Raw genomic sequence first — 23656 nt, forward strand, 5'->3', positions numbered from 1 at the left:
TTTTATTTCATAATAATTATCAAGTTATTCTCCATTAAAACTCTTAGTGAAAATGATCTTTCTTCTCCATCTTTAAACTTTATGCTTATTTTATCATCCTTTAATCCTTTAACTATGCCTTCAGCATAAGTTCTATGATATATAGAATCCCCTTTTTTAACTCCATATTCTACTTTAAGGCTCTCCTCGGTAAATTCACCTTCTGCAATAAATCTAGAAGGCTCATAGAACTTACCTCTTATAGTTTTAGGTGAAAATATGTAAAGATTATGTATAGCCCTTGTCACAGCTACATAGAACAGTCTACGCTCTTCTTCAATATTTTCATCTATAGAAGATTTATGTGGTATAGTCTCTTCATCACAATTTATAATATAGACATTCTTAAACTCCATCCCTTTTACACCATGAATTGTACTTAAAATCACTCCATTTTTGTCACCCTTTGACTTTTCTATCTCCTCTTCAACATTTTGTACATGCACTAAAAACTCTGTTATAGTCTTGAAGCCTTCAGCCGCCCCTTTAAACTCTTCTAGCATATCTTCAAGTTCTTCGAAGTTTTGTCCATATTTACTTGCATATTCTCTTAAGTAATCTATGTACCCTAAACTAGAAATTATATATTGTATGGCACTTCCTAAAGATATCTTATTTAAATATAAAATCTCTTTTCTTAATTCATCTAACTTTTTACATTGAAATGGTGGAGTATCTTCTTTATTTATAAGTATTTGAAATGGATCAATATCTTCTTTATAAGTATTTACATAACTTATATTAGATTTACTTATATATCTAAAAGGTTTGTTTATAACACTTAAAAATAACTCCTTATTCTTTATATCTATAGCTAGCTTAAGGTAGCTTATTATATCCCTTGATATGAAATGATTAAAAAAGTTATATCCCTTATCTAAAAGAATAAAAGGTATTTTCCTTCGTGTGAAGGTATCTATTAAACTTCTGGCTTCCATATTAGTTCTATATAATATTGCATTATCTGTATATTGACCTTCTTTAAAATTACCGATTATATTTGCAATCTCCTCACCTTGCATAAATTCATTATATGGAGTCAAATATCTTATTATCCCATCCTTATTATGAAACTCTTCAATTTTTTTGATGTTTCTATTTTTATTATTTAATATTATTTTTTTAGAGCTACTCACAATGTTTTTGCTACTTCTATAATTTATTGATAAATAAAGCTTTTTGCTATCTTTAAATGTTTCACAAAAATTCACCATATACTGTGGTTTAGATCCTCTAAAGGAATATATACATTGATCTTCATCTCCAACAGCAAATAATTCATTCTCTCCATTTATCAATCTTAAAAACTCTATCTGCAACTCATCGCAATCCTGGAACTCATCTACTAATACATATTTAAAAATATTTTTATATTTCATCAATATTTGTTTGTTAATTTTTAAAAGTTGAATAGCGTTAAGAGATAAGTCATCAAAATCCCACAGATTTTCTCTTTTTTTATAGTTTTCATAAGCATTAAAGCATTCTATAAATATATCTTTAGAAATACTAGACTTAAACTCTTCTATATTCGTTCCTGAAGTCTTAAATCCTGATATATTATTAACTACCTCTTTAACTTTATCTTCATTTACATCATCAAAATATTTCCCCAATACACCTTTAACTATATTGGAACATTTATTATCATTAATTATATTTATCTCATGGCCTTCCCTTAAAAGTATCTTATAAAACAATCCATGAAATGTTCCAAAGAATGGTGCTATATTTTTATTAAAAGTATTTTTGTATCTAGTTTTCATATTTTCAGCTGCTGCCCTAGTAAAAGTTATAACTATAATATTTCCAACTTTAGCTTTTCTATCTTCTATAAGATGATTTACTCTATTAATAATTACAGTAGTTTTACCTGATCCCGGTGCTGCAACTATTAAAGCATTTTTATATTTTGTATAAACAGCCTTCTGCTGATAGTTATCTAAGGTTATTTTCAAAATCTCTTCTCCTTCTTACACTTATATTTATCTAAAGTATTACCTTTAATATTTTTTCTATTAACTACTATATTGTAATAATTTCTATATAGATGTACAATATTTTTAAGAATTCAAAAAGGAGACTAATTATGGAAACTTTAATTAAATTTGATGTTCAGAATGAAAGAAATCTAACAATGCTAGTTGACTTCTATGAACTAACAATGGCAAATGGCTATTTTAATAAAGGTGTAGAAAACAGAATAGCCTACTTCGATATGTATTTTAGAAGAGTTCCCGATGGTGGTGGATACTGTATAATGGCTGGTGTTGAGCAATTAGTTCAATATTTAAGCAACCTGAAATTCACCTCATCTGATATAGATTATTTAAGAAGCAAAAATATATTTTCTGAAGAATTTTTAGAATATTTAGCAGATTTTAATTTCTGCTGTGATGTCTGGGCAATCCCTGAAGGGAATCCTGTATTTCCAAATGAACCTTTAGTACTAGTAAAAGGTCCTGTTGTTCAAGCACAATTTGTTGAAACAATGATTCTTTTAACTATAAACCATCAAACTTTAATTGCTACAAAGGCAAATAGAATATGTAGAGCTGCCGAAGGTAAAACTGTTATGGAGTTTGGTTCAAGAAGAGCTCAAGGTTATGATGGTGCTATATACGGAGCTAGAGCTTCAATTATAGGTGGATGTGATTCAACAGCTTGTACAATTGCTGATAAATACTTCAATGTTCCTGCTGTTGGTACAATGGCACATAGCTGGGTTCAACTTTTCGATACAGAATATGAATCATTTAAAGCTTGGGCTGAAACTTATCCAGATAACTGTTCTTTACTTATAGATACTTATAATGTATTAAAATCTGGTTTACCAAATGCAATAAAAGTTTTTGATGAAGTATTAAAGCCTCTTGGTAAGCGCCCGAAAGGAATTAGAATTGATTCTGGCGATATAACTTATTTAACTAAAAAATGTAGAAAAGCTCTTGATGAAGCTGGGTATCCTGATTGTAAAATAATTATATCTAACTCTCTTGATGAACATATTATAAGAGATGTATTAAACCAAGGTGCTTGCATAGATTCCTTTGGTGTTGGAGAAAGACTTATAACAGCTAAATCTGAACCTGTTTTTGGCGGTGTTTACAAACTAGTTGCTGTTGAAAAAGAAAATGTTATAATTCCCAAAATAAAAATTTCTGAAAACAATGAAAAGATTACTAATCCAGGTTTCAAAAAAATATACAGATTATTTGATAAGGATACTAATGTTGCTATAGCTGATGTATTAGCATTAAGTGATGAAGTTATAGACGACAGTAAAGAGTATGAAATCTTTGATCCTATACACACTTGGAAAAGAAAAAAAATCACTAATTTCTACGTTAAAGATTTATTAGTCAAGATCTTCGACAAAGGTAAGTTAGTATATACTTCCCCATCTGTTCTAGAAATAAAGGAATTTGCTAAAGCAGAAACTAACAAATTATGGCCTGAAATATTAAGATTTGAAAATCCTCATACTTATTATGTAGATCTTTCAACTAAGTTATGGTCATTAAAACAAAAATTATTATTAAATCAATCAAAATAATAAAAAAAGGAGTTGCTAAGATTAGCAACTCCTTAATTATCTTTTAATCATAATTTTTAATCCCCATATAAGCTAAATCATAAACATTACTTTGAGAATACCCAAAATCATCAAAATCATTTATACTTACTTTATTCGGATTTAAGTGCTCTATAAATGGACATACCTCGTCATCTTTAGATACAGGGTACATTGGGCACTCGTTATAACAATTTACCTTCTCTTTTTTTGTAGACCAAAATGGACATTTACTCACAAACCCCACCCCCAATGATTGTAATCGAAATCACAAGGCCATTATAATCTATTTCTTAACAAAAATAAAGCATTTTTTAGCAAAAATATAAAATATTTAATATTTTACAATTTTTTAATTATTATTTTTCTATTTTAAATGTATTTTTAGATACTGATATATTTATTATTTCATTTTGAAAAGCCTTTAGCAGTGCCTTTTCTAGTACCATTTCAGTATCAAAATTATCTACATCTAAGCATTCTGCAAAAACTTTATTTAATTTTCCATCTACATTTCTATAAGTTAATGTTATATATGGTTTGTCATAATCAACACTTATTATTTTTATTCCCCACGATATTTCTGCGTATTCCCCATCTACAACTAGCTTAGTCATATCTTTTAGCTTTTGTCTTTCCTCATTTGGGTCATTTACTATTATTAATTCATCTCCAACTTTATACTTAGACATAACATCTCCTCCTATAACTCTCTCTATATAATAATAAATATTATTTTTACTTGAACATATGCTTATAAATAGTTATTTTCTCAAATATTATTCAGTAATTGTATTCATTTAATTATTTTTTATCTATAAACTACTCTCTATTAATATTAATTATTGACAAATATCAATTTCCCAACATATAATATAATTAAATAAAATAGAAAGGTGGAAGTATATACATGGATAATATTACTTCTATATTTAAAGAAAAGAAGCTTAAACTTACTCCTCAAAGACTTGCTGTATATCAATACTTAATGGGAACTAAAGAGCATCCTTCTGCAGAAGCAATTTATAAAGCTCTTCAACCTGTATATCCTACAATGAGCTTAGCTACAGTTTATAAAGCACTTAAAACATTAGTTGAGGTTGAATTAGTACAGGAAATAAACGTAGGTGAAGGAAACTTTAGATATGATGCTACAGTAAATGATCATGCTCACATACAATGCTTAAAATGTGGTAGAGTTGATGATTTAGAAGTTGATTCATTCCCAAATTTAAATCAAATAGCAGCAGAAAATTCTAAGTACGAAATAAAATGGAATAAACTTTTCTTTTACGGTGTTTGTGAAGGTTGTCAGTAAGTATTGTTTAATACTTACTGTTTTTTTATTATGAATTTATATTAATATTGTCTCATATAATTTATTGAGGTGATATTATGGTAAAGCTTATTATATTAGAAAAGCACAAACTCTTTAAATGGATTTTTATAATTCTTCTTCTTTTATTATTAGTAGCTATATCTTTTTCTGTTTTCTTAAAAAATGATTCTTTAGAATCCTTTATCTCATCAACTATACATAATCCAAACGATAAAGACTATGATGGAGATGGAACTGTAGATAGTATATTAATAGATAAAAAAAATTCTCATTATATTGTAAAAGTAAAAACTTCTAAACATGATTATGTACTAAAAAGTGAGTCATATGGAGATGCTTTAATCGATTTATATGATTCTGTATCTATAAAAGTTACTTCTTTAGATTTATCTAGAGATGGTATACCTGAGTTAATTTTAACTGGATATAAAAACCAAAAACCTATAACCTATATTTTCCAATGGAATAATGATGAATTTAAAGAGGTCTTTTCTTCCTCAAAAAATATTTTTGGTATTATTGACTCTCAAAATTCTAGAACTCCTAAAATATTATATTCTCTTTCAGAAAAAGGAGATGAATCAACAGAATCATTTATTTTTAGCGGTAAAACAATTAAAGATACTTCTTTTTCAAAACTTCAGATTCCAGCATTAGGTGTTATACAAAAATTTATTGATTTAATTCAGCTTACTTACGAAATAGAAGATGCTCCTGGCATTTTCACAGAATATATAGACTCTGAGGAACTAGGAATCCTTTGGAATTTAAGCAAAGAAAACTATAGATATTCATTCCAAATTGGATATTTCTACGATATAAATTGGGATAAAAATGCACTTCCCTCTTCTGTTATTTGGAATTTATCTTTTGAGAAGGTCAATTCAACGGATTCTTCAAAACCTAAAGAAGAAATCATTTTCACGGTAAAAACAGATATAAATCAATTTGGCGAATATAGAATCTCTAGTATAAAGAAACAAAATTAAAAGGCCGCTCAACGCGGCCTAAAAGGGGGATGGGGGGGTTTAGCTTTAATGAAGATATAATCTTCATTTGCTATAGGAGAATACTTCTCCGGTACAATTATATTATTAACCCTATTCCCTTCTTTTATACATATTAATAAATTAATCTTCAAATGCACCATCATTATATAACTTTATAATTTTATCTATAAAGTCTTTTTTCTCTTCTCCAACTATACTCCTAAAGGAATTTAACAATTGTATGTTGTCATCTTCATCATTAAACTCATCAAAATTTTGTTTATGATTCATCTCATTATTATTTCTTTGAGTATTTTGCTGCCCTTGTCCATTATTTTGAAAATTTTGCTGTTGTCCTGGATTTCTGCCCATTCCATTCATTAAATTTTGTATTGATCCTAAATTGAAATTATTGAAATCAAATCCATCTGCTCCCATAGATTGTAACATGCTATTTATTTGATTCATATCTATATTACCAAACATACTTAGTAATTGATTTGGATTAATTCCAAAAGGATTATTGTAATTCATCTGCTGTTGCCTATTATTATTGTTATTACTATTATTTGTGTTACTTACTTCTTGCCTCTTTCTATGTCTTTTTTTAGACATAAGCCCTCCTCCTAGAGATTTCTTTACTTTCATTATATGTATTTTAATTATTTATGTTATAATTTTAGATATTTTTTTGGAGGGCCCATAAGGCCCTCCATCCTCTATACTAGCAGCAACAATCGCTTTCGCAGCAACATCCGTCTCCACCGGCATTATTTGTTCCAAATAAATTACCGAAACAGCCTCCGCATAGTAAGAATAATAGTATTATCAAGAAAGATCTATTGTTTCTTAAAAGACCTGATCCACATGCTATCAATAGGAATATAATTGGAGAAACACAGCTGTTTAATCCTGCAAATTGACTTCCACAGCATCCATTTCCGCCATAACCAGCATTATTACTTGGGCAACAGCATACTTCTTCACAACAACATCTATTTTTTTTCTTTGACATTTATACTCTCCTCCTTCCTATAACCTAGCAGCATCCGCCCAAAGCATCAAAGCCTTGATCGAATCCACATCCAAAAGTATTACATCCTCCAAAGTTATTACCACAACCGCCACATAAGAATAAGATAACTAATAAGAATAAATATCCTCCACATCCGCTACCATATCCAGCGTTATTGTATCCACTATTTCCACAGCAACAGCAATCTTTTTTACGTGGCTTACAGCAGCATCCTCCGCCACCATAATTAGCTCCTTGATTAGTGTAGAATAAAATTAACAATATCCATATCCAGCTTCCAAAACCACAACCTGATACGCTATTGAAATTTGTACCTTGTAAGCCTGTTGGACAATCACAAGAATTTAATCCATCAATAATGTCATTCATTTGCATACTTACTTCCTCCTAAGGATTTTGTTTTTTTCTTTTTATACTATATACTATTCGCCTTTTTATAATTTGACACTAGTTTTATTTTAAAGAAAAACTTTTTAACAAAAAAAACTGCCTTTTTGGCAGTTTTTTTATTTATTCTTCTACTAAATCCCCGAATATATTATCTATTAATTCTTCTTTCCCATTTTTCTTTACTGATGAAAATAAATAGAATTCATCTTCTGGTCCTAGTTTTAATGTTTCTTTAATTAGTTTTTTGCTTTTTCCTATTTCATTGTTAGATAGTTTATCACTTTTTGTTGCAATTACTATAACTTTATACCCAAAATGCTTTATCCATTCATGCATAAGAATATCATCAGCAGTAGGCTTATGCCTAGAATCAACTAATAAAACTACTTTTTTTAATTGTTCTCTTTCAATTAAATAGGTTTCAATAGTTTTTCCCCAGCTCTCTTTTTCTTTTTTTGATACTTTTGCATATCCATATCCAGGCAAATCAACTAAATACATTTCATCATTAATTAAAAAGAAATTTATAAGTCTAGTTTTACCTGGTGTTTGTGAAACTTTAGCTAATTTTTTTCTATTAGTTAAAGCGTTTATTATAGAACTTTTACCTACATTAGATCTTCCAACAAAGGCAACTTCTGGTCTTACATCTACAGGATATTGATTTCTTTTTACTGCAGACGTAATAAATTCTGATGTTTTAATTATCATTATTTTCAACTCCAATTAATGCATTCTCTAATACCTTATCAATCTTATCAGCAAAGATTAAGTTTAATTTAGATTTAACTGATTTAGGTATTTTATTTACATGCTTTTCATTTTCTTTAGGTAATATTATAGTATCTATTCCTATTCTATGAGCAGCTAAGCATTTTTCCTTAACTCCCCCTATAGCTAGTACTCTTCCTGTTAATGTTATTTCTCCAGTCATAGCAACATTACTTCTAACCTTTTTATTGGATAATGCTGAAACTAGAGCTGTAGTCATTGTAACTCCCGCAGAAGGACCATCTTTTGGTACCGCTCCTTCAGGAACATGTATATGGATATCATTTTCCTTATAAAAGTCTTCTGGTATTCCATATTTATTAGCATTAGCTCTTACGTAACTATATGATGCTTTTGCGGATTCCTGCATTACAGATCCTAATTGGCCTGTTAAATCTAACTTACCTGAACCTTTCATAACACTAACTTCAACAGGTAATGTATCTCCACCATAAGCCGTCCAAGCTAGTCCTGTTACAACACCAATCTTATCCTCTTTATCTATTTTTTCATATTCAAATATCTTAGGCCCTAAATACTTTTCAATTTTAATAGTAGATATAGTAATACTCTTACTATTACTCTTTATAAGATCAGTTATAGCTTTACGAATTACTTTATTTATTTGTCTTTCAAGAGTTCTAACACCAGACTCCATAGTATAACTATTTACTATTTCTTTTATTACTGAATCAGAAATTTTAATAGTATTCCTATCTAAATTATGTTCTTTTAGAACTTTTGGTATAAGATGATTTTTAGCTATATTAAACTTTTCTTCATAAGTATAGCCTGATATCTCTATAACTTCCATTCTATCTAATAATGGTCTTGGTATAGTATCTAAAGAGTTCGCAGTTGTAATGAATAGTACATTAGATAAATCTATATCTACTTCCATAAAGCTATCTCTAAAGCTCATATTTTGATTAGGGTCTAATACTTCTAATAAAGCATCTGCTGGGCTACCTTTATAATCTTGACTTAGCTTATCTATCTCGTCTAATAAAATTAACGGATTGCTAGCCCCTGCTTCTTTTAAAGCATATGTAATTCTACCTGGAATTGCGCCAATATAAGTCCTTCTATGACCTCTAATCTCTGCTTCATCTTTAACTCCCCCAAGAGAAATTCTTGCAAATTTACGATTTACTGCATTGGCTACAGATTTTGCAATAGAACTCTTACCAACACCTGGAGGCCCTACTAAGCATAAAATTGGACCTTTTATACTCTTAGTATATTGTTTTATAGCAAGATATTCTAATATTCTTTCCTTAACTTCTTCTAATCCATAATGCTCTGAATTTAATACTTCTTCAGCCTTTTCTATATTGAATGTATCCTTAGTAGACTTATTCCAAGGAAGCGCTACAATCCAATCTAAATAAGTTCTTATATTATTACCATCTCCAGAATTAGATGTTTTTAATCTAGAAAGTTCATATTCAGCTTTTTCCCTAACAACCTTAGGTAACTTTAACTTAGCTAATTTTTCTTTATAATTTTCAATTTCATTTTTCTCTTCATCTTCACCAAGCTCTTCTTGAATAACTTTTACTTGTTCTCTTAAGAAGTACTCCTTATTAGCTTTATCAACTTTATCTTTTACTTTATTACCTATTGATTTTTCAATATTAATAATTTCGATTTCCTCAGTGATATAAAGAATTAACTTTTCAATTCTTTCGTAAACATCAAGCGTCTCTAAAATTTCTTGCTTCTTATCATCTTCAAGTTCAATAAAAGATGCTACTAAATCAGTTACTTTGCTTAAGCCTTCTTCTTTAGTTATTATTAAAGGTGCTTTATTCCCTTCAACCTCTGCTGCTTCTATATATTGATTAAATGATTTTGTTAAAAGATTTCTATATGCTGACTCTTTAGCATCATCAACTTTAACATTTTCATCTTCTATTTTAACAATATTAGCTTTCATAAATTTTTCTTCATCTACAATATCAATAATTTCAGCTCTCTCAATACCTTCAACTAACACTCTTGTAATTCCTTTAGGCATTTTTAATATTTGCTTAATTTTTGATATAGTTCCTATGAAGTAAACATCATCCTTAGTGGGATCCTCTATTTCTGGATCTAATTGTGATACTAAAAAAATCTCTCCATTTTCTTTCATTGCTTCTTCTATAGCTGCTATGGATTTTTCCCTACCAACATCAAAATGTATAATCATATTGGGAAAAATCGTAATGCCCCTTAACGGAATAACAGCTAAAGTTATTTGACTCTTTTCCATTTTCCCCCTCCATTCTTTCTAATAAAAATTATCTAACCAATTTAGTATACACATAATTATATATTTTTTCAACTTTTCTATTTATGTAAAAAATACAAAACCACCCAAAGGGTGGTCTTTAATCTTTATTCAGCTTTTGCCGATAAAACATCTATATTTCCATTTAATTTTTGAGATAAAATAGCCAACTCTATTACTTCCTTAATATTTCTTACAGCAACTATCTCTATCCCTTCATAGTTTTCAAAGCTGTCATTCCAATTGTCCTCTGGAATTATAACTTTTTTAGCACCTGCCTTTTTAGCTGCCAATATTTTAGCTCCTACTCCACCAATAGGTTTAACATCACCTAATAAAGTTATCTCTCCAGTCATAGCGACCATGTTATCTATTGGTTCTTTCATTATACTACTATAAATAGCTGTAGCTATAGTAATACCTGCTGAAGGTCCATCTACAGGAACTCCACCTGGAATATTAATGTGAATATCATAGCTATCACTATTTATATTAAACACATTATTTAATGCAGTTAGAACATTATGAACTGATGAGTAAGCAGTACTTTTTCTTTTAATCTTTCTATTATTTGATGTAATCTCCTCTTCTTCAATAATTCCTGATATTTTTATTTCTCCTTTTCTAGTTGTAATCTTTTTAGCTGTAGCTTCTAAAGACATAATCATCCCTATATTAGCTCCATATACAGCTAATCCATTAACAACTCCAACCCTATTATGATTTTCTTTCAACTTTACATCTGGAATTTCTGAATATTGTCCGTTTTCAATTACCCACTTTATATCATCTTCAGATATCTCTGCCCTATTATCATTTATAGCCAATCCTGAACATAACTGAATTAAATTCACTACCTCCCTACCATTACTACAATATCTACTTATTATGTCTAAACCTTTGTCAGAAACAGTTAAGCCAACTTTCTTAATTGAATTTTCAGCTATTTTCTTAATTTCATCTGTATGAAGTGCTCTAAAAAATATTTCTACACATCTAGATCTTATAGCTGGAATAATCTCTTCTGGACTTCTCGTAGTAGCTCCTATTAATCTAAAATCCGCTGGTAATCCATTTTCAAAAATTTCTCTAATATAAGTAGGCATATTGCTATCTTCAGAACTATAATATGCACTATCTAAAAATACTTTTCTGTCTTCTAAAACTTTCAAGAGCTTATTTAATTCTATTGGATGTAATTCCCCAATTTCATCAATAAAAAGAATTCCACCATGAGCTTTTGTAACTGCTCCTGGTTTTGGTTGTGGAATTCCTGCTACTCCTAGTGATCCAGCGCCTTGATATATAGGATCATGTACCGAACCTATAAGAGGATCAGCTATTCCTCTTTCATCAAATCGTATTGTAGTCGCATCTATCTCTACAAATTTGGCCTCTGTTTTAAATGGTGAGTTAACTTGTTTTTTCGCTTTATCTAAAACTAATCTTGCTGCAGCTGTCTTACCTACTCCAGGAGGCCCATAAATTATTACATGTTGGGGATTAGGTCCACATATAGCTGCTTGTAACGCCTTAATTCCTTCTTCTTGGCCTATTATTTCACTAAAATCTTTAGGTCTACTTTTTTCAGTTAAAGGTTCTGATAGCTTTATTGATCTTAACTTAAGCAATTTATCCATTTCTTTTTTATTTTCTTTATCTATAACTACCGTTTTAGTTCTATTAGCCTTATTGCTATTAAATAAATATATTATGAAAAGCACTATCATTATTAATTGTAAAATCATCATTATTTGGTTCATATTTCTCTACTTTTAGATACCTAAAAGTTTCTCCCTCCCTTTAATAAAACTATTTGTATTATTGACTTATTTAAATAGTAATATTCCAGAGATAATTTATATTATTATAATTTTTTCACTATATAAGAAATATAGTATCTAAAAATCAATCAAACAAAATAAAATAAAAAAATCACCCTAAATCTCGGGTGATTTTACTTATGCTGTTTCCATACCTTTTTTCTTTTTAGCCTTTTTTGGCTTTAAAACTAAACGTTTTTCATTTTCAGGTAATCTAACAACTTCAGGTAGTTGTTTGTTTTTTACAGTATCTTCCTGAATAATTATTTTTGATATATTTTCATCTGATGGTATATCAAACATAATTTCTATCATCATATCCTCTACTATAGATCTTAGCCCTCTAGCACCAGTTTTTCTTGCTATAGCCTCATCAGCAATAGCCTTAAGAGCATCCTCTGTAAACTCTAATTCAACATTATCCATTTCAAATAATTTTGTATATTGTTTTACAAGTGCATTCTTTGGTTGGCTTAAAATATTTATTAAAGCATTTTGATCTAATGACTCTAAAGTAACAACAATAGGTAATCTTCCTACAAACTCAGGAATTAATCCAAATTTTAATAGATCTCCAGGTAGTATTGACTTTAAAAGAGTTCCTACATCTTTATTAGCCTTAGATTTGATATCTGCACCAAACCCCATAGAACTAGATTGTGTTCTCTTTTCTATTATCTTATCAACACCATCAAAAGCTCCTCCACAAATAAATAATATATTTGAAGTATTTATTTGAATAAACTCTTGATGTGGGTGTTTTCTACCACCTTGTGGTGGTACAGATGCTGTAGTACCCTCTAAGATTTTTAATAAAGCTTGTTGAACACCTTCACCAGATACATCTCTAGTTATAGAAGGGTTCTCAGATTTTCTAGCAATCTTATCTATTTCATCAATGTATATTATTCCTTTTTCAGCCTTTTCTACATCATAATCAGCATTTTGAATTAATTTTAGAAGGATGTTTTCTACATCTTCTCCAACGTATCCAGCTTCAGTTAATGTAGTTGCATCTGCAATAGCAAAAGGAACATTTAAAAACTTTGCTAAAGTTTGAGCTAAAAGTGTCTTACCTGAACCAGTTGGTCCTAAAAGTAAGATATTACTTTTTTGTAGCTCTACATCATCTTCAATCATATTTGATTGGATTCTCTTATAGTGATTATACACAGCAACAGACAATGCCTTTTTAGCCTTATCTTGACCTATTACATATTGATCTAAATAGTTTTTTATTTCTGATGGCTTTGGTAACGAAGTTGTATCTAACTCAACATTTTCCTCGAATTCATCTTGTATAATCTCAGAACATAAGTCTATACATTCATCACATATATATACACCTGGCCCTGCAATTAATCTCTTTACTTGGTCTTGATTTTTACCACAGAAAGAACATTTTAATTGTTTTTTGTCATCAAATTTAGCCATAAACTCACCTCACTTTAGCTCTGGACTCTTTTAGCTCTTCTTTATATCATTTCTAACTATAACGTCATCTATTAAACCAATTTCTTTAGCTTCTTGTGCAGACATAAAGTTATCTCTTTCACACATTTTAACCATAGTTTCAAAGTCAACTTTTCCATTTGTTGATTCAGCCATAGCTCTAGTTAACGTTTCTTTAATTTTTAATATTCTTCTTGCATGTATATCAATATCTGTTGCTTGCCCTTGGAATCCCCCTAGTGGTTGATGAATCATCACCTCACTATTTGGCAAAGCAAATCTTTTTCCTGGTGCTCCTGCAGAAAGTAAAAATGCTCCCATAGATGCAGCCATTCCTATACATATAGTACTAACATCTGGTTTTATATAGTTCATAGTATCAAATATAGCCATTCCTGCTGTAATTGACCCACCAGGACTGTTTATATATAGATATATATCCTTATCTGGATCTTCACTTTCTAAGAATAACAATTGAGCTACTATTAAGTTTGATGTAACATCGTTTACTTCTCCACTTAACATTACTATTCTATCCTTTAATAGTCTAGAAAAAATGTCATAAGATCTTTCTCCTCTTCCAGTTTGCTCGACAACCATTGGAACGTAATTACTCATGTAAATTCCCTCCTATTTCTCTTTAAACCCTTCCTTAATAATATATCCAAATAAATAAAAGTAATTATACTTAAATTATATCTAATTTACATTATTTTGTTAAAGAAATATTTTAAATAATTGCCAGAAAAAACTTTTCTGGCAATTAACTTAATACTTATTAATTATTTTCCATTAATAACTTAACAGCTTTTGATGTGATTACATCACTCTTTAAAGCTTCTCTTTGACTGTTCATTAATAAATCAATCATCTTTTCATCGCTATTTGCTGAATACATCTTAGCAACTTCTTCAGCTTTTGCTCTTAATTCTTCTTCTGTAGCATCTATGTTTTCTGCTTTTTCTATAGCTTCTAATACTAAGTCTGTCTTAACTTTTCTTTCAGCATTTTCCTTCATGTATTCTCTCATCTTTTCAGCATCACTACCAGTAAATTGGAAGTATTGCTCTAAAGTTAAGCCTTGGTATTGTAATCTTTGCTCAAGATTTTGAACCATTTTATCTATTTCTTTTTCAATCATTATTGCAGGAATTTCAACATCAGCATTTTCAGTTGCTGCTAAAATAACAGCTTCTTCAAATTCTCTTTCGATTCTTGAATTGTTAGCTTCTTCTAACTTCTTAGTTATATCAGCTTTTAAATCAGCTAATGTATCAAATTCAGATACCTCTTTAGCAAATTCATCATCTAAAGATGGTAATTCTTTCACTTTGATTCCCTTTATTGCAACTTCAAATTTAGCTGGCTTTCCGTTTAATTCTTCTCTTCCGTAGTTTTCTGGGAATGTTACATTAACTTCTACATTGTCATTAACATTCTTTCCTACTAATTGCTCTTCAAAGTTTCCAATGAAAGTTCCTGAACCTATTTCTAATTCATAGTCAGTACCTTCTCCACCTTCAAATGCTTCACCATCGATGAATCCTTTAAAATCGATAATAGCTATGTTTCCATTTTCTATGCTACCTTCTTCTTTAGTTTCAACTCTAGCATTCTTTTCTTGCATTTCTGTTAATTTCTTATTTACTTCTTCTTCAGTTACTTCGTAAGAGTTCTTTTCAACTTTTAAACCTTTATATTCTCCTAGTTTAACTTCTGGGTAAACAGTAACTTCTGCAGTGTATATGAAATCTTTACCTTCTCCAACTTCAACAACGTCGATTTGTGGATAATCTACAGGTATTATATTGTTTTCTTTTAATACTTCTTTATATGAACTATCAATTGCAAAATTTATAGCATCTTCTAAAAGTACTTCTATTCCGTAGTACTTTTTAACTACTGCCATTGGCACTTTACCTTTTCTGAATCCTGGTACATTGAATTTATTCATGTTCTTTTTATAAGATCTAGTTAAAGCTTCGTTGAACTTTTGTGCTTCCACTTTTACTTCAAACTTAACAACATTAACGTCTTTTTTTTCCATTTTAGCTTCCATTGTATATATTCCTCCTAAAACTAAGCTATTGTATGCTTATTTCGACTAAGTTATTATAACATAAACATTTAAATATTTTCAAATATTTGTTTCACAAAATTAATTTTCCCAATATTATTATATTAATTTTACTCTACATACTTAATATTTCCATCTATTACAGCTTCTAATCCACCATCTAAGTTTTCTTTTAAAATAATGTTATTACCATTAAGCCCCCACATTGTTGTATGTTCTTTTGAGTATATATCTATAACATTTATAAATTGGCTTAATCCATAGCCAAAGTAAGGCAAATTGCTTACATATGCAATTTTGTTATTATTTAAAAACTTAACTTGTGAATGCCATATATAATCATTATAAGTTGATAATATTTCATCTTTTTTAAAAACCTCTCCATAAGGAGATACATATTCATTTAAAGTTAAATCTATTACATTTCCTTCTATATCACATAAAAATATATTTTGATCTTTATCTAATATAATTACTTTCTCTCCATAATTATCTATGCAATATTTTTCTGACTCTAGATTTTTTACACTATTAACAACCTTCTTACCATTATTTTCAGAGCAATTTAATTCAAATTCATTTCCATTTAACAATATTTTTATATTATTATCTAACTTTGCCGTTTCCATTTCTTTTTCTTTGCTTAATACTTCTTTTTCCTGTTCTTTTTCAATATTTTCTTCATCTTTCATCCAAGCAGTTAAATAGCTTTCCCCTTTCCCAAAATTGTATCTACTGATAAAAACAATAATTAAAGCCATAGATACAATTGATAAAGAAATTGAAGCTACCAATATTCTTTTACGTTTTCTCATTATTCTTTCGTAATCCCTACTGAATATACTTGGCTTTCTCATATACACCTCCAAAATCCGACTTATTTTTTCTATATATTTACACTGTAACAATTTACCTCGTGTTTTTTCGACATTCTATTTTTTTGTCTTACAACAACCATTTTTCTTTGAGCACCCATCACCTGAAGAACAACATCCTCCACACTTAAGCAACCCTAATTCCCTCATTTCTGCCACTGATAGCTTAGCTTCATTAACTGTGTATTCTTCATAGTCAGGTGCATCTTTTAAAACATCTTTGTATTTATCCATATACATTCATCCTCCTATTTCTTTTTTTCTATTATATACTCTTATATATATTTATCCATCTTTCTAGTAAAAAAAATGAATTTTATTAATTTTTTTCAAAAAACTATTTGAATTTGTTGAAATATGATGTATAATGTCATTGTAAGGTAAATTACATTTAACAAAAGCCCATACCACTCTTTAATAATTTTATTAAAGAGTTATAATAAAACCCCACATATGTTCGTTTATTCCCTTTCTTAAATGAACATAAACCCTTTAACCTGCACAATAGTGCAGGTTTTTTTTTATAAAAAAGACTTTAAAGAATAAATATTTTGTCATCCTTTAAAATCTTAAAGCTAAGTAGTTATTTAGTACGGAATATAACCAAAAGGATCAACCGGTTGTCCATTAACTCTTATTTCAAAATGCAAATGAGGTCCAGTGCTCATTCCTGTCGATCCAATAAGAGCGACTGTTTCCCCTTGTTGCACAGAATTTCCTACAGATACAATAAGCTGACTTGAATGTGCATATAGAGATTTTATACCATCACCATGATTTAAAATTATAGTATATCCATACCCCTCTATCCATCCTGAGTATTCAACAACTCCACTTTTAGTAGCTCTAATAGCTTCTCCAGTATTACCTGCATAATCAATACCATTATGAAATCCTGCTTCAAATGTTACCGGATTAATTCTTGGCCCAAATTCACAAGTAATAACTCCATCAACTGGTCTCAAAAAGCCACTTTCATTACCACTCTCCGGTGTTGCTCCATTATCTGGTGAACCATTTTCAATATCTTCAAATATTCTATCTAATTCAGCTTGTAACTCCTCGTTGTAAGATAATAAATCTTCTATCTGATTTTGCAAACTATTCTGTACTCCTTCAAGCGAAACTATCAAGTTATTCTTTTCACTTTCTAAAGCCTGAAGTTCATACATCTGTTTTTCTTCTTTTTCTTTTATTACAATAAATTCACTTTGCTTATCTATTAATTCGATCTGTTTCTTAACAACGTCATTTTTACGAATCTCTTCTTCTTTTAAATATTCTTCTATAGCGTTTTTTTCTAATGTTATATTTTCTTCACTTTCCTTATTAGATTTCATAAGATCCCTATCAATCTTCATCAATATAGTAATATTATATAATTTATTCAATAGTTCAAAAATATTTTCACTACTTAAAATCATATACAAGTATTGATTTGATATATCCAACTTATAATAATTTCTTAATCTATTAGCAAGTAAAACTTTTTGTTTTTCCTGTTCTTTAATTAAATTCTCAATTTTCTCTTCCTTTATAGATATTTCTTCTTCTATTTTTAATATTTCGTCTTCTATTTTATCTACTTCTTCTTGAATCAAATCTATTTCATTTTGAAATACTTCTACCTCTTTACTAACTTTTAAAAGTTCTTCTCTTTTTTCTTTTATCTCTTCCTCTATCCTTTTCAGAGCCTCTTCTTCACTAAGTATTTCATCTTGTATTTCTTCTTTTTCTTTTTCTAACTCTTCTATTCTATCTTTATTATTGTCAATTTCATTTTTAATACTTTCATTATTTTCTGCCAATACTCTTGTAAAGCCAAAAGATATCGATATTATCAAAAAAGAAATACAAACTCTAACAAACCCTTTCTTCAACTTCATCCCCCTTTTTCTTTATTGTCAATCAACTAATACACTTCTATTCGTCATACATATTAAATCTTTGGATACTATTTGATACCCATTTCCCATCATCATATATTAAACCTACTAAAAATGTTTCCTCACGACTTTCCTTTACAAATGGTAATATCTTTTTATAAATATCATAATTAATCTTAACCACTATATTTCCTTTATAAATAGAATCTTCATACTTAAACTCACTTTTTTCTATATTCAAGTTCATATCTGAAATCTCATAATTATTAGTAAAGAATAATGTCTTTTTAAAAATATCATCATATATTTTATTTCTAGTAGATTCATCTGCATTTTGAATTAAAGTTTTATCCCCTCCATTAAGAGCATCAAAAACAGAATTAAAGAACGTATTTAAAGATATTTCAATTTCATTCATTAGCTTTTCATTTACCATATTAATATCTAATTTGATAATTCCATTATTATTTATAACCACTGATTCACTCTTTATTTTCCCCCAAGGAAAATCTTGTTCTATATATAGCTCGATATCTCTATTTAATGGAATAGGACCGAAATCAACTATGTCTGATACCTTTTTTTCTATATTTTTATTATCTATAAAAACATCCGCATCTTTATAAGCCGAATATAAAGTTATATTTCCAGCATCAACATGTATATTTATATTAGCATCTTCAGAAACAGTTACCTCTTCCTCTCCAGTAACCTCCCCAAACTCAGTATTTAATTTATACCTCGCTATATAAGTTCCTGGTATAATATCTTTTAAGGTTTCACCAGACTTAACACTTCTATTATCTATAAATATTTCAGTATTATTAAAATTCGATTTTACCAATACTGAAATTCTACTGACATTTATATAGTATTTTTCTCCAAAGATATTTTTTTTACTTTCTATATTTAGCATACCACTTTTATTTTCTGCTCTTAATTTTTTAGTTATATCTAGTAATGTATCTCTCTTATCATCATAATAATCAATTAACGGTACCAAGCTTTCCGAATCAACTTTCTTCCCATCAATTTTTAGAGTTTTTGACAGTAATTTTTCATCTTTATTTTCAATCGCTACTTTAAAATTGCTTATTACCTCTTCTTTTGTAGGTGCGCCATTCAAAATACCTACAGTAATAAATGTAAAAATCATAAATATAACTATAAAGATAATAACTATTTTCTTTTCTATAGTTAATGCATTGAATTTCCCTATTACTTTTTTTAAATACCCATTAAATTCAGATAACTTTTCTTTAAATTTTTCTTTCATTCTTAATACACCTATTCTAAAATATCAATTATCCACTTTCCACATTCTACACATTTATAAACTCTAATTATGAAGGGATCTAATCTAGCTCCTTCTATATTTGCACCACTTTGAATCAACTCTTCTTTTGTGTAAAACTCATCTTCATCATCTAAATACCCTTCAATTTCTACTATATAATTCTTATCAGTTTTACTACAACAATCATTATCACCTACACAGTTAATTTCTTCATAAGTTAAATTTTCTTGTAAATCTTTTATTATAGGTATTAAATCTTCAAATTCCTCAATATTATCTAAAAATTCCTCACTATTAAATGCTAAATCTTTAATTTTAAATAATTCCATACTTCATTTCTCCTTTTTTCTCTTTTGTTCCTTTTAATTGTATATCATTTCCTTATTTTTCATCAAGATATTTTTAATTTTTCTTTCAAAAGAAAAAACTATGCATATGCATAGTTTAATTTCTAAAACATAGGATTAGTTTTCTCAAAGAAATACATAAATATTATTAATCCTATCATTATTATAAATGGTAATACCATCAATATCATCCCTATTGGATGAGCTAAATTAACAGTCCACCCAACTCCTACACGCTTTTCAACCATTAACGCAGGGTCATTTTTATTATAGTATATCGAACCTAAAATATATCTATCATCATCATCTCTGTAATTTTCTTCTCCTTCTTCAGTTGTCTTTATGTTTCTTCCGCCTTGACCAAAATAATAGCTTATTAATATAAATACTCCAATACTAATAAATAATATTACCATTGGAATAGTCATAATTTCAGTACCTAAATCAAATAATATAGAAACTTGAGGAAGCGACATTATAATTAAAGTCTCTAAAGCTAAAATCCAAGTGAATATAGAAATATACTTTTTAAACAAAAGCTTTTTCTCTATTGTCCCTTTAATCTTTCCACTAAACAAATCCGATTTAGAGTTTACTGTAATTTTATTTATAAGCACAAAGAAAAATATCATCAAAACTAGCATAAAAGGTATACCTGCTAAATTCATATATGCCGCTGTTGTCCCTTTTTCAACTACTTTATCTACAACTCCTGCAGCATTATAATGAACAGGAATTAGTTCAGGTAATTTATTGTAATTTATTAGTGTTAATATACTTATTACAAACGGTATAATTAAAAGAATTAAATAATGCTTGGTCTCCAAAGCTTTTATCCTCGAGTTTTTTTTAGGTTGTCTTAATCCAGTTTCAACAATAATTACATTCTTGCTTAATACCTTCCAACCTCTTTCATTTTTAATTCTCTTCATCTTTTTCCAATATATTATCGGTAATATTTGTGTAATTCCAATAGATATAAATGTATATGTTAAAAGCAACCACATCTTTATATTAAAAATATATAATATATTTAATAATATTATTAATGGTAATACAAAAACAATATTTTCCTTTTTATATTTCTTTTCTAATCTTAATATATCTATATCATTTTTATATTCTAGCGGAACTCTAACTCCAAAATATATGCCATTATTAGAAAATCTATTTAAATTAAACACTTGAATATATAGTGTTACTGTAATAAAAGGAAATATAAAATATTTAATTAAATCTTCCATCTTATTTCTTCTCCTTAAACAAACCATATTTTTCATCTATAATCTTATTTATATCATCTTTAGATATTCCTCTGTTGCAACACTCTGCAATATAATACTCTAATTCTTCTTCAAAATTTCTTTTAAACTTATTATTTGACTCTTCTAAATTTAAGCTTATGAAAGCGCCTTTTCTTCTATCAATTTTTATATAGCCTTCATCTTTTAAAATGTTGTATGTTTTATTAACAGTATGCATATTAACTTCTATATCTGACGCTAATCCTCTTACAGAAGGTAATATTTCCCCTTCTTCTATTTCACCTCTAGCAATTCCCTTTATTATCTCTGTCTTGATTTGATTATATATAGGTATATCTGAATCAAAATCTATTTTAAGTAACATTACTTCACCTCTCACTTTACTTGTTATATAAAATATATAACAGCATCTATATTTTTTCAATATTTATCACATTTTTTTATTAAAGCCATTTTATTCATTTCCCTATTAGTTTTTCCTATTTTGGACACTTTTTTATAGTTTATTAAAGTCTTTTCTACGCAAAATACTACTGTAAAGCAAACAAGCTTTACAAAAATAAAATTTTAATTTATTAAGGAGGGTCTAGTATGTCACAAAAACTAGTTCCAGAAGCTAAAAACGGATTGGCAAAATTTAAGAACGAAGTAGCTAACGAAATGGGCGTTCCTTTCACAGATTACAACGGAGACCTTACTTCAAAACAATGCGGTAGCGTTGGTGGAGAAATGGTTAAAAGAATGGTTCAACAATACGAACAAGGAATGAAATAAGAAAAACTGAATAAAAAAATAAGATATCCTCTTAGAGGGTATCTTATTTTTTTACTGCAAAAACTCTTCTACCATTTTGTACCCCAATTTATTTCTTTTACCTTTTTTCCCTTTAATATTATAGTTTATTAAAGATTGAAATACGCAAAATATTATTGTAAAGTGAGATACACTTTACAAATACTAAAATATAAAGGAGATAATATTATGGCACAAAAATTAGTTCCAGAAGCAAAAAACGGATTAGCTCAATTTAAGAAAGAAGTTGCAAACGAATTAGGAGTTCCACTAAGCGATTACAACGGCGACTTAACTGCAAAGCAAAACGGTAGCGTTGGCGGAGAAATGGTTAAGAGAATGGTTCAACAATACGAACAAGGAATGAAATAGAAAAAACTAAATAAACATAAATTAAAGGATGATATCATTTGATACCATCCTTTAATTTATCTCTATAACATTTGGTGGCTTACCGGGGAATCGAACCCCGGACACCTTGATTAAAAGTCAAGTGCTCTACCGACTGAGCTAGTAAACCATATATGGCAGGGATAGCAGGATTTGAACCTACGAATACCGCAGTCAAAGTGCGGTGCCTTACCGCTTGGCGATATCCCTACACATGGTGCGTGTTAAGAGATTCGAACTCCTGGCCCACGCCTTAGAAGGGCGTTGCTCTATCCAGCTGAGCTAAACACGCATAAATAACATTATAAACTTTCGATTTGCTAAAATCTACTAACTATAACATTTTTCTTATGAAACAAGGGTGATAATTTTGTACACCTCTTGACCACGTCATTTAGTATATTATCTTTATCACCCTTTGTCAACATTTTTTTATATTTTTATTACTTATACGATTCTCTTCAAAATCTATTATAAATATAATTTTCTTACTCTAAAGGTTTTTCAGTTAAAGTTGCAAACTCAAAATTATGACAATGTTGATCTACTACTTTAGTTGCTCCCTTTATTGCATGAACATGCTTATCAGTTCCTCTAATTTTTATATCTAATCCTGTTCTAATCATTATAGGATGATGATGACCATCTGGGGCAGAGTCAGTCTTTGTTTTTATAAGATGGTAGTGACGTCCATTTTCTAAATACTTAGCTTCTCCTGTTATTCCTGCAGTACGATGGTTATGTCTATCTTCACCATTCTCTGCTAACTTTGTACTTCCTGTAAATTCGTGTACGTGTTTATCATTATAACATCCACTATATTCTTCAGTATAATATTCATTGCCTGAATTACTCATAACTTCTCCTCCGTATTTTATGATTTTAACTAATAATGCAAAACTCTCTTCATTTAATTACTTCGAAAGAAAATTCTCACTATCTGTTAGTCATAATACATAATATGCAATAGCAATAATATGTTGCATATTAAGTATTAATATTTTTATATAAATAAGGCATCGTTAAACATATATGTCTA

Annotated in this window: 25 protein-coding genes and 3 tRNA genes; 5 read left to right on the forward strand and 23 right to left on the reverse strand. The window is 28.8% G+C overall.

All coding sequences use genetic code 11. The annotated features are described in order from the left end of the window. Positions 1-2: 2 nt before the first annotated feature. Positions 3-1997: an ATP-dependent helicase gene (locus H8S20_RS14310; protein WP_186860533.1), complete on the reverse strand. Its 1995-nt coding sequence runs from the start codon at positions 1995-1997 to the stop codon at positions 3-5. Positions 1998-2128: 131 nt separating this feature from the next. On the opposite strand from H8S20_RS14310, the gene H8S20_RS14315 reads away from it, so the two are divergent. Next, complete coding sequence (locus tag H8S20_RS14315; protein ID WP_186860534.1) at positions 2129-3595, forward strand: nicotinate phosphoribosyltransferase; 1467 nt, start codon at positions 2129-2131, stop codon at positions 3593-3595. 43 nt (positions 3596-3638) lie between these two features. Here H8S20_RS14315 and H8S20_RS14320 read toward each other — a convergent pair whose 3' ends face one another. Then, positions 3639-3851, reverse strand: a complete 213-nt coding sequence (locus tag H8S20_RS14320) for a hypothetical protein (protein ID WP_032119253.1) — start codon at positions 3849-3851, stop codon at positions 3639-3641. Positions 3852-3972: 121 nt separating this feature from the next. Beyond that, positions 3973-4305, reverse strand: coding sequence for a hypothetical protein (locus tag H8S20_RS14325; RefSeq protein ID WP_032119254.1), 333 nt, complete (start codon positions 4303-4305; stop codon positions 3973-3975). Positions 4306-4523: 218 nt separating this feature from the next. Between H8S20_RS14325 and perR the strand changes: the two genes are divergently transcribed. Then, the gene (perR, locus tag H8S20_RS14330; RefSeq protein WP_032119255.1) at positions 4524-4931 is read left to right on the forward strand and encodes a transcriptional regulator PerR; all 408 of its coding nucleotides are present in this window, start codon (positions 4524-4526) and stop codon (positions 4929-4931) included. A gap of 77 nt (positions 4932-5008) precedes the next feature. Beyond that, positions 5009-5941, forward strand: a complete 933-nt coding sequence (locus tag H8S20_RS14335; protein WP_186860535.1) for a hypothetical protein — start codon at positions 5009-5011, stop codon at positions 5939-5941. 141 nt (positions 5942-6082) lie between these two features. On the opposite strand, the gene H8S20_RS14340 is transcribed toward H8S20_RS14335, so the two are convergent. The 16 genes from H8S20_RS14340 to H8S20_RS14415 all read right to left on the reverse strand — a co-directional run bounded on the left by H8S20_RS14340 (position 6083) and on the right by H8S20_RS14415 (position 21799). After that, entirely contained in the window at positions 6083-6556 is a 474-nt protein-coding gene (locus H8S20_RS14340; protein ID WP_032119257.1) for a hypothetical protein, read from the reverse strand. A 109-nt stretch (positions 6557-6665) separates the two neighbouring features. Beyond that, the gene (locus tag H8S20_RS14345; RefSeq protein WP_032119258.1) at positions 6666-6956 is read right to left on the reverse strand and encodes a hypothetical protein; all 291 of its coding nucleotides are present in this window, start codon (positions 6954-6956) and stop codon (positions 6666-6668) included. A 24-nt stretch (positions 6957-6980) separates the two neighbouring features. Next, positions 6981-7352, reverse strand: coding sequence for a hypothetical protein (locus H8S20_RS14350; protein ID WP_042281909.1), 372 nt, complete (start codon positions 7350-7352; stop codon positions 6981-6983). Positions 7353-7487: 135 nt separating this feature from the next. Next, positions 7488-8078 (reverse strand): ribosome biogenesis GTP-binding protein YihA/YsxC, encoded by a 591-nt coding sequence (gene yihA / locus H8S20_RS14355; protein WP_032119259.1) that lies wholly within the window; start codon positions 8076-8078, stop codon positions 7488-7490. Beyond that, positions 8068-10395 (reverse strand): endopeptidase La, encoded by a 2328-nt coding sequence (gene lon, locus H8S20_RS14360; RefSeq protein WP_186860536.1) that lies wholly within the window; start codon positions 10393-10395, stop codon positions 8068-8070. Before lon ends, yihA begins: the two co-directional genes overlap by 11 nt. A gap of 125 nt (positions 10396-10520) precedes the next feature. Next, entirely contained in the window at positions 10521-12176 is a 1656-nt protein-coding gene (gene lonB / locus H8S20_RS14365) for an ATP-dependent protease LonB (protein WP_186860537.1), read from the reverse strand. A 198-nt stretch (positions 12177-12374) separates the two neighbouring features. Next, the gene (gene clpX / locus H8S20_RS14370) at positions 12375-13670 is read right to left on the reverse strand and encodes an ATP-dependent Clp protease ATP-binding subunit ClpX (protein WP_032119262.1); all 1296 of its coding nucleotides are present in this window, start codon (positions 13668-13670) and stop codon (positions 12375-12377) included. Positions 13671-13700: 30 nt separating this feature from the next. Continuing rightward, positions 13701-14306, reverse strand: a complete 606-nt coding sequence (clpP, locus tag H8S20_RS14375; RefSeq protein WP_032119263.1) for an ATP-dependent Clp endopeptidase proteolytic subunit ClpP — start codon at positions 14304-14306, stop codon at positions 13701-13703. Positions 14307-14466: 160 nt separating this feature from the next. After that, a complete protein-coding gene (gene tig / locus H8S20_RS14380) occupies positions 14467-15747 on the reverse strand; it encodes a trigger factor (protein WP_032119264.1) in 1281 nt (426 codons plus the stop codon). A gap of 128 nt (positions 15748-15875) precedes the next feature. Beyond that, positions 15876-16622 (reverse strand): hypothetical protein, encoded by a 747-nt coding sequence (locus H8S20_RS14385; RefSeq protein ID WP_186860538.1) that lies wholly within the window; start codon positions 16620-16622, stop codon positions 15876-15878. Between the two features lie 75 nt (positions 16623-16697). Beyond that, positions 16698-16874 (reverse strand): hypothetical protein, encoded by a 177-nt coding sequence (locus H8S20_RS14390; RefSeq protein WP_243177692.1) that lies wholly within the window; start codon positions 16872-16874, stop codon positions 16698-16700. Positions 16875-17227: 353 nt separating this feature from the next. Further along, a complete protein-coding gene (locus H8S20_RS14395) occupies positions 17228-18520 on the reverse strand; it encodes a murein hydrolase activator EnvC family protein (RefSeq protein ID WP_186860540.1) in 1293 nt (430 codons plus the stop codon). A 43-nt stretch (positions 18521-18563) separates the two neighbouring features. Continuing rightward, the gene (locus tag H8S20_RS14400) at positions 18564-19802 is read right to left on the reverse strand and encodes a TcaA 3rd/4th domain-containing protein (protein ID WP_032119269.1); all 1239 of its coding nucleotides are present in this window, start codon (positions 19800-19802) and stop codon (positions 18564-18566) included. Positions 19803-19813: 11 nt separating this feature from the next. Then, complete coding sequence (locus tag H8S20_RS14405; protein WP_032119270.1) at positions 19814-20152, reverse strand: hypothetical protein; 339 nt, start codon at positions 20150-20152, stop codon at positions 19814-19816. A gap of 122 nt (positions 20153-20274) precedes the next feature. Then, entirely contained in the window at positions 20275-21414 is a 1140-nt protein-coding gene (locus H8S20_RS14410; protein WP_186860541.1) for a DUF5808 domain-containing protein, read from the reverse strand. Position 21415: 1 nt separating this feature from the next. Next, on the reverse strand, positions 21416-21799 hold the full coding sequence (locus H8S20_RS14415; RefSeq protein ID WP_032119272.1) for a GntR family transcriptional regulator: 384 nt from the start codon (positions 21797-21799) through the stop codon (positions 21416-21418). A 227-nt stretch (positions 21800-22026) separates the two neighbouring features. Between H8S20_RS14415 and H8S20_RS14420 the strand changes: the two genes are divergently transcribed. Both H8S20_RS14420 and H8S20_RS14425 read left to right on the forward strand, forming a co-directional pair. Next, positions 22027-22209 carry an alpha/beta-type small acid-soluble spore protein gene (locus tag H8S20_RS14420; protein WP_032119273.1) on the forward strand — a complete coding sequence of 61 codons (183 nt, stop codon included), beginning with the start codon at positions 22027-22029 and terminating at the stop codon, positions 22207-22209. Positions 22210-22416: 207 nt separating this feature from the next. Next, complete coding sequence (locus H8S20_RS14425; RefSeq protein ID WP_032119274.1) at positions 22417-22599, forward strand: alpha/beta-type small acid-soluble spore protein; 183 nt, start codon at positions 22417-22419, stop codon at positions 22597-22599. 72 nt (positions 22600-22671) lie between these two features. On the opposite strand, the gene H8S20_RS14430 is transcribed toward H8S20_RS14425, so the two are convergent. From H8S20_RS14430 to H8S20_RS14445, 4 genes are all read right to left on the reverse strand, one after another. Next, positions 22672-22747, reverse strand: a tRNA-Lys gene (locus H8S20_RS14430). 5 nt (positions 22748-22752) lie between these two features. Continuing rightward, positions 22753-22827, reverse strand: a tRNA-Gln gene (locus H8S20_RS14435). Between the two features lie 5 nt (positions 22828-22832). Beyond that, a tRNA-Arg gene (locus tag H8S20_RS14440) sits at positions 22833-22909 on the reverse strand. 196 nt (positions 22910-23105) lie between these two features. After that, a complete protein-coding gene (locus tag H8S20_RS14445; RefSeq protein WP_032119275.1) occupies positions 23106-23474 on the reverse strand; it encodes a YmaF family protein in 369 nt (122 codons plus the stop codon). Between the last annotated feature and the right edge of the window lie 182 nt (positions 23475-23656).

The sequence above is a fragment of the Clostridium hominis genome, from assembly GCF_014287825.1.
In the GTDB taxonomy this organism is placed as follows: Bacteria; Bacillota; Clostridia; order Clostridiales; family Clostridiaceae; genus Clostridium; species Clostridium hominis.

Coding starts and splice junctions, on each gene's coding strand:
- H8S20_RS14315 (WP_186860534.1), top strand. CDS start 2,129: ATGGAAACTTTAATTAAATTTGATGTTCAGAATGAAAGAAATCTAACA.
- H8S20_RS14325 (WP_032119254.1), bottom strand. CDS start 4,305: ATGTCTAAGTATAAAGTTGGAGATGAATTAATAATAGTAAATGACCCA.
- perR (WP_032119255.1), top strand. CDS start 4,524: ATGGATAATATTACTTCTATATTTAAAGAAAAGAAGCTTAAACTTACT.
- H8S20_RS14335 (WP_186860535.1), top strand. CDS start 5,009: ATGGTAAAGCTTATTATATTAGAAAAGCACAAACTCTTTAAATGGATT.
- H8S20_RS14340 (WP_032119257.1), bottom strand. CDS start 6,556: ATGTCTAAAAAAAGACATAGAAAGAGGCAAGAAGTAAGTAACACAAAT.
- H8S20_RS14345 (WP_032119258.1), bottom strand. CDS start 6,956: ATGTCAAAGAAAAAAAATAGATGTTGTTGTGAAGAAGTATGCTGTTGC.
- H8S20_RS14350 (WP_042281909.1), bottom strand. CDS start 7,352: ATGCAAATGAATGACATTATTGATGGATTAAATTCTTGTGATTGTCCA.
- yihA (WP_032119259.1), bottom strand. CDS start 8,078: ATGATAATTAAAACATCAGAATTTATTACGTCTGCAGTAAAAAGAAAT.
- lon (WP_186860536.1), bottom strand. CDS start 10,395: ATGGAAAAGAGTCAAATAACTTTAGCTGTTATTCCGTTAAGGGGCATT.
- lonB (WP_186860537.1), bottom strand. CDS start 12,176: ATGAACCAAATAATGATGATTTTACAATTAATAATGATAGTGCTTTTC.
- clpX (WP_032119262.1), bottom strand. CDS start 13,670: ATGGCTAAATTTGATGACAAAAAACAATTAAAATGTTCTTTCTGTGGT.
- clpP (WP_032119263.1), bottom strand. CDS start 14,306: ATGAGTAATTACGTTCCAATGGTTGTCGAGCAAACTGGAAGAGGAGAA.
- tig (WP_032119264.1), bottom strand. CDS start 15,747: ATGGAAGCTAAAATGGAAAAAAAAGACGTTAATGTTGTTAAGTTTGAA.
- H8S20_RS14385 (WP_186860538.1), bottom strand. CDS start 16,622: ATGAGAAAGCCAAGTATATTCAGTAGGGATTACGAAAGAATAATGAGA.
- H8S20_RS14390 (WP_243177692.1), bottom strand. CDS start 16,874: ATGGATAAATACAAAGATGTTTTAAAAGATGCACCTGACTATGAAGAA.
- H8S20_RS14400 (WP_032119269.1), bottom strand. CDS start 19,802: ATGAAAGAAAAATTTAAAGAAAAGTTATCTGAATTTAATGGGTATTTA.
- H8S20_RS14405 (WP_032119270.1), bottom strand. CDS start 20,152: ATGGAATTATTTAAAATTAAAGATTTAGCATTTAATAGTGAGGAATTT.
- H8S20_RS14410 (WP_186860541.1), bottom strand. CDS start 21,414: ATGGAAGATTTAATTAAATATTTTATATTTCCTTTTATTACAGTAACA.
- H8S20_RS14415 (WP_032119272.1), bottom strand. CDS start 21,799: ATGTTACTTAAAATAGATTTTGATTCAGATATACCTATATATAATCAA.
- H8S20_RS14420 (WP_032119273.1), top strand. CDS start 22,027: ATGTCACAAAAACTAGTTCCAGAAGCTAAAAACGGATTGGCAAAATTT.
- H8S20_RS14425 (WP_032119274.1), top strand. CDS start 22,417: ATGGCACAAAAATTAGTTCCAGAAGCAAAAAACGGATTAGCTCAATTT.
- H8S20_RS14445 (WP_032119275.1), bottom strand. CDS start 23,474: ATGAGTAATTCAGGCAATGAATATTATACTGAAGAATATAGTGGATGT.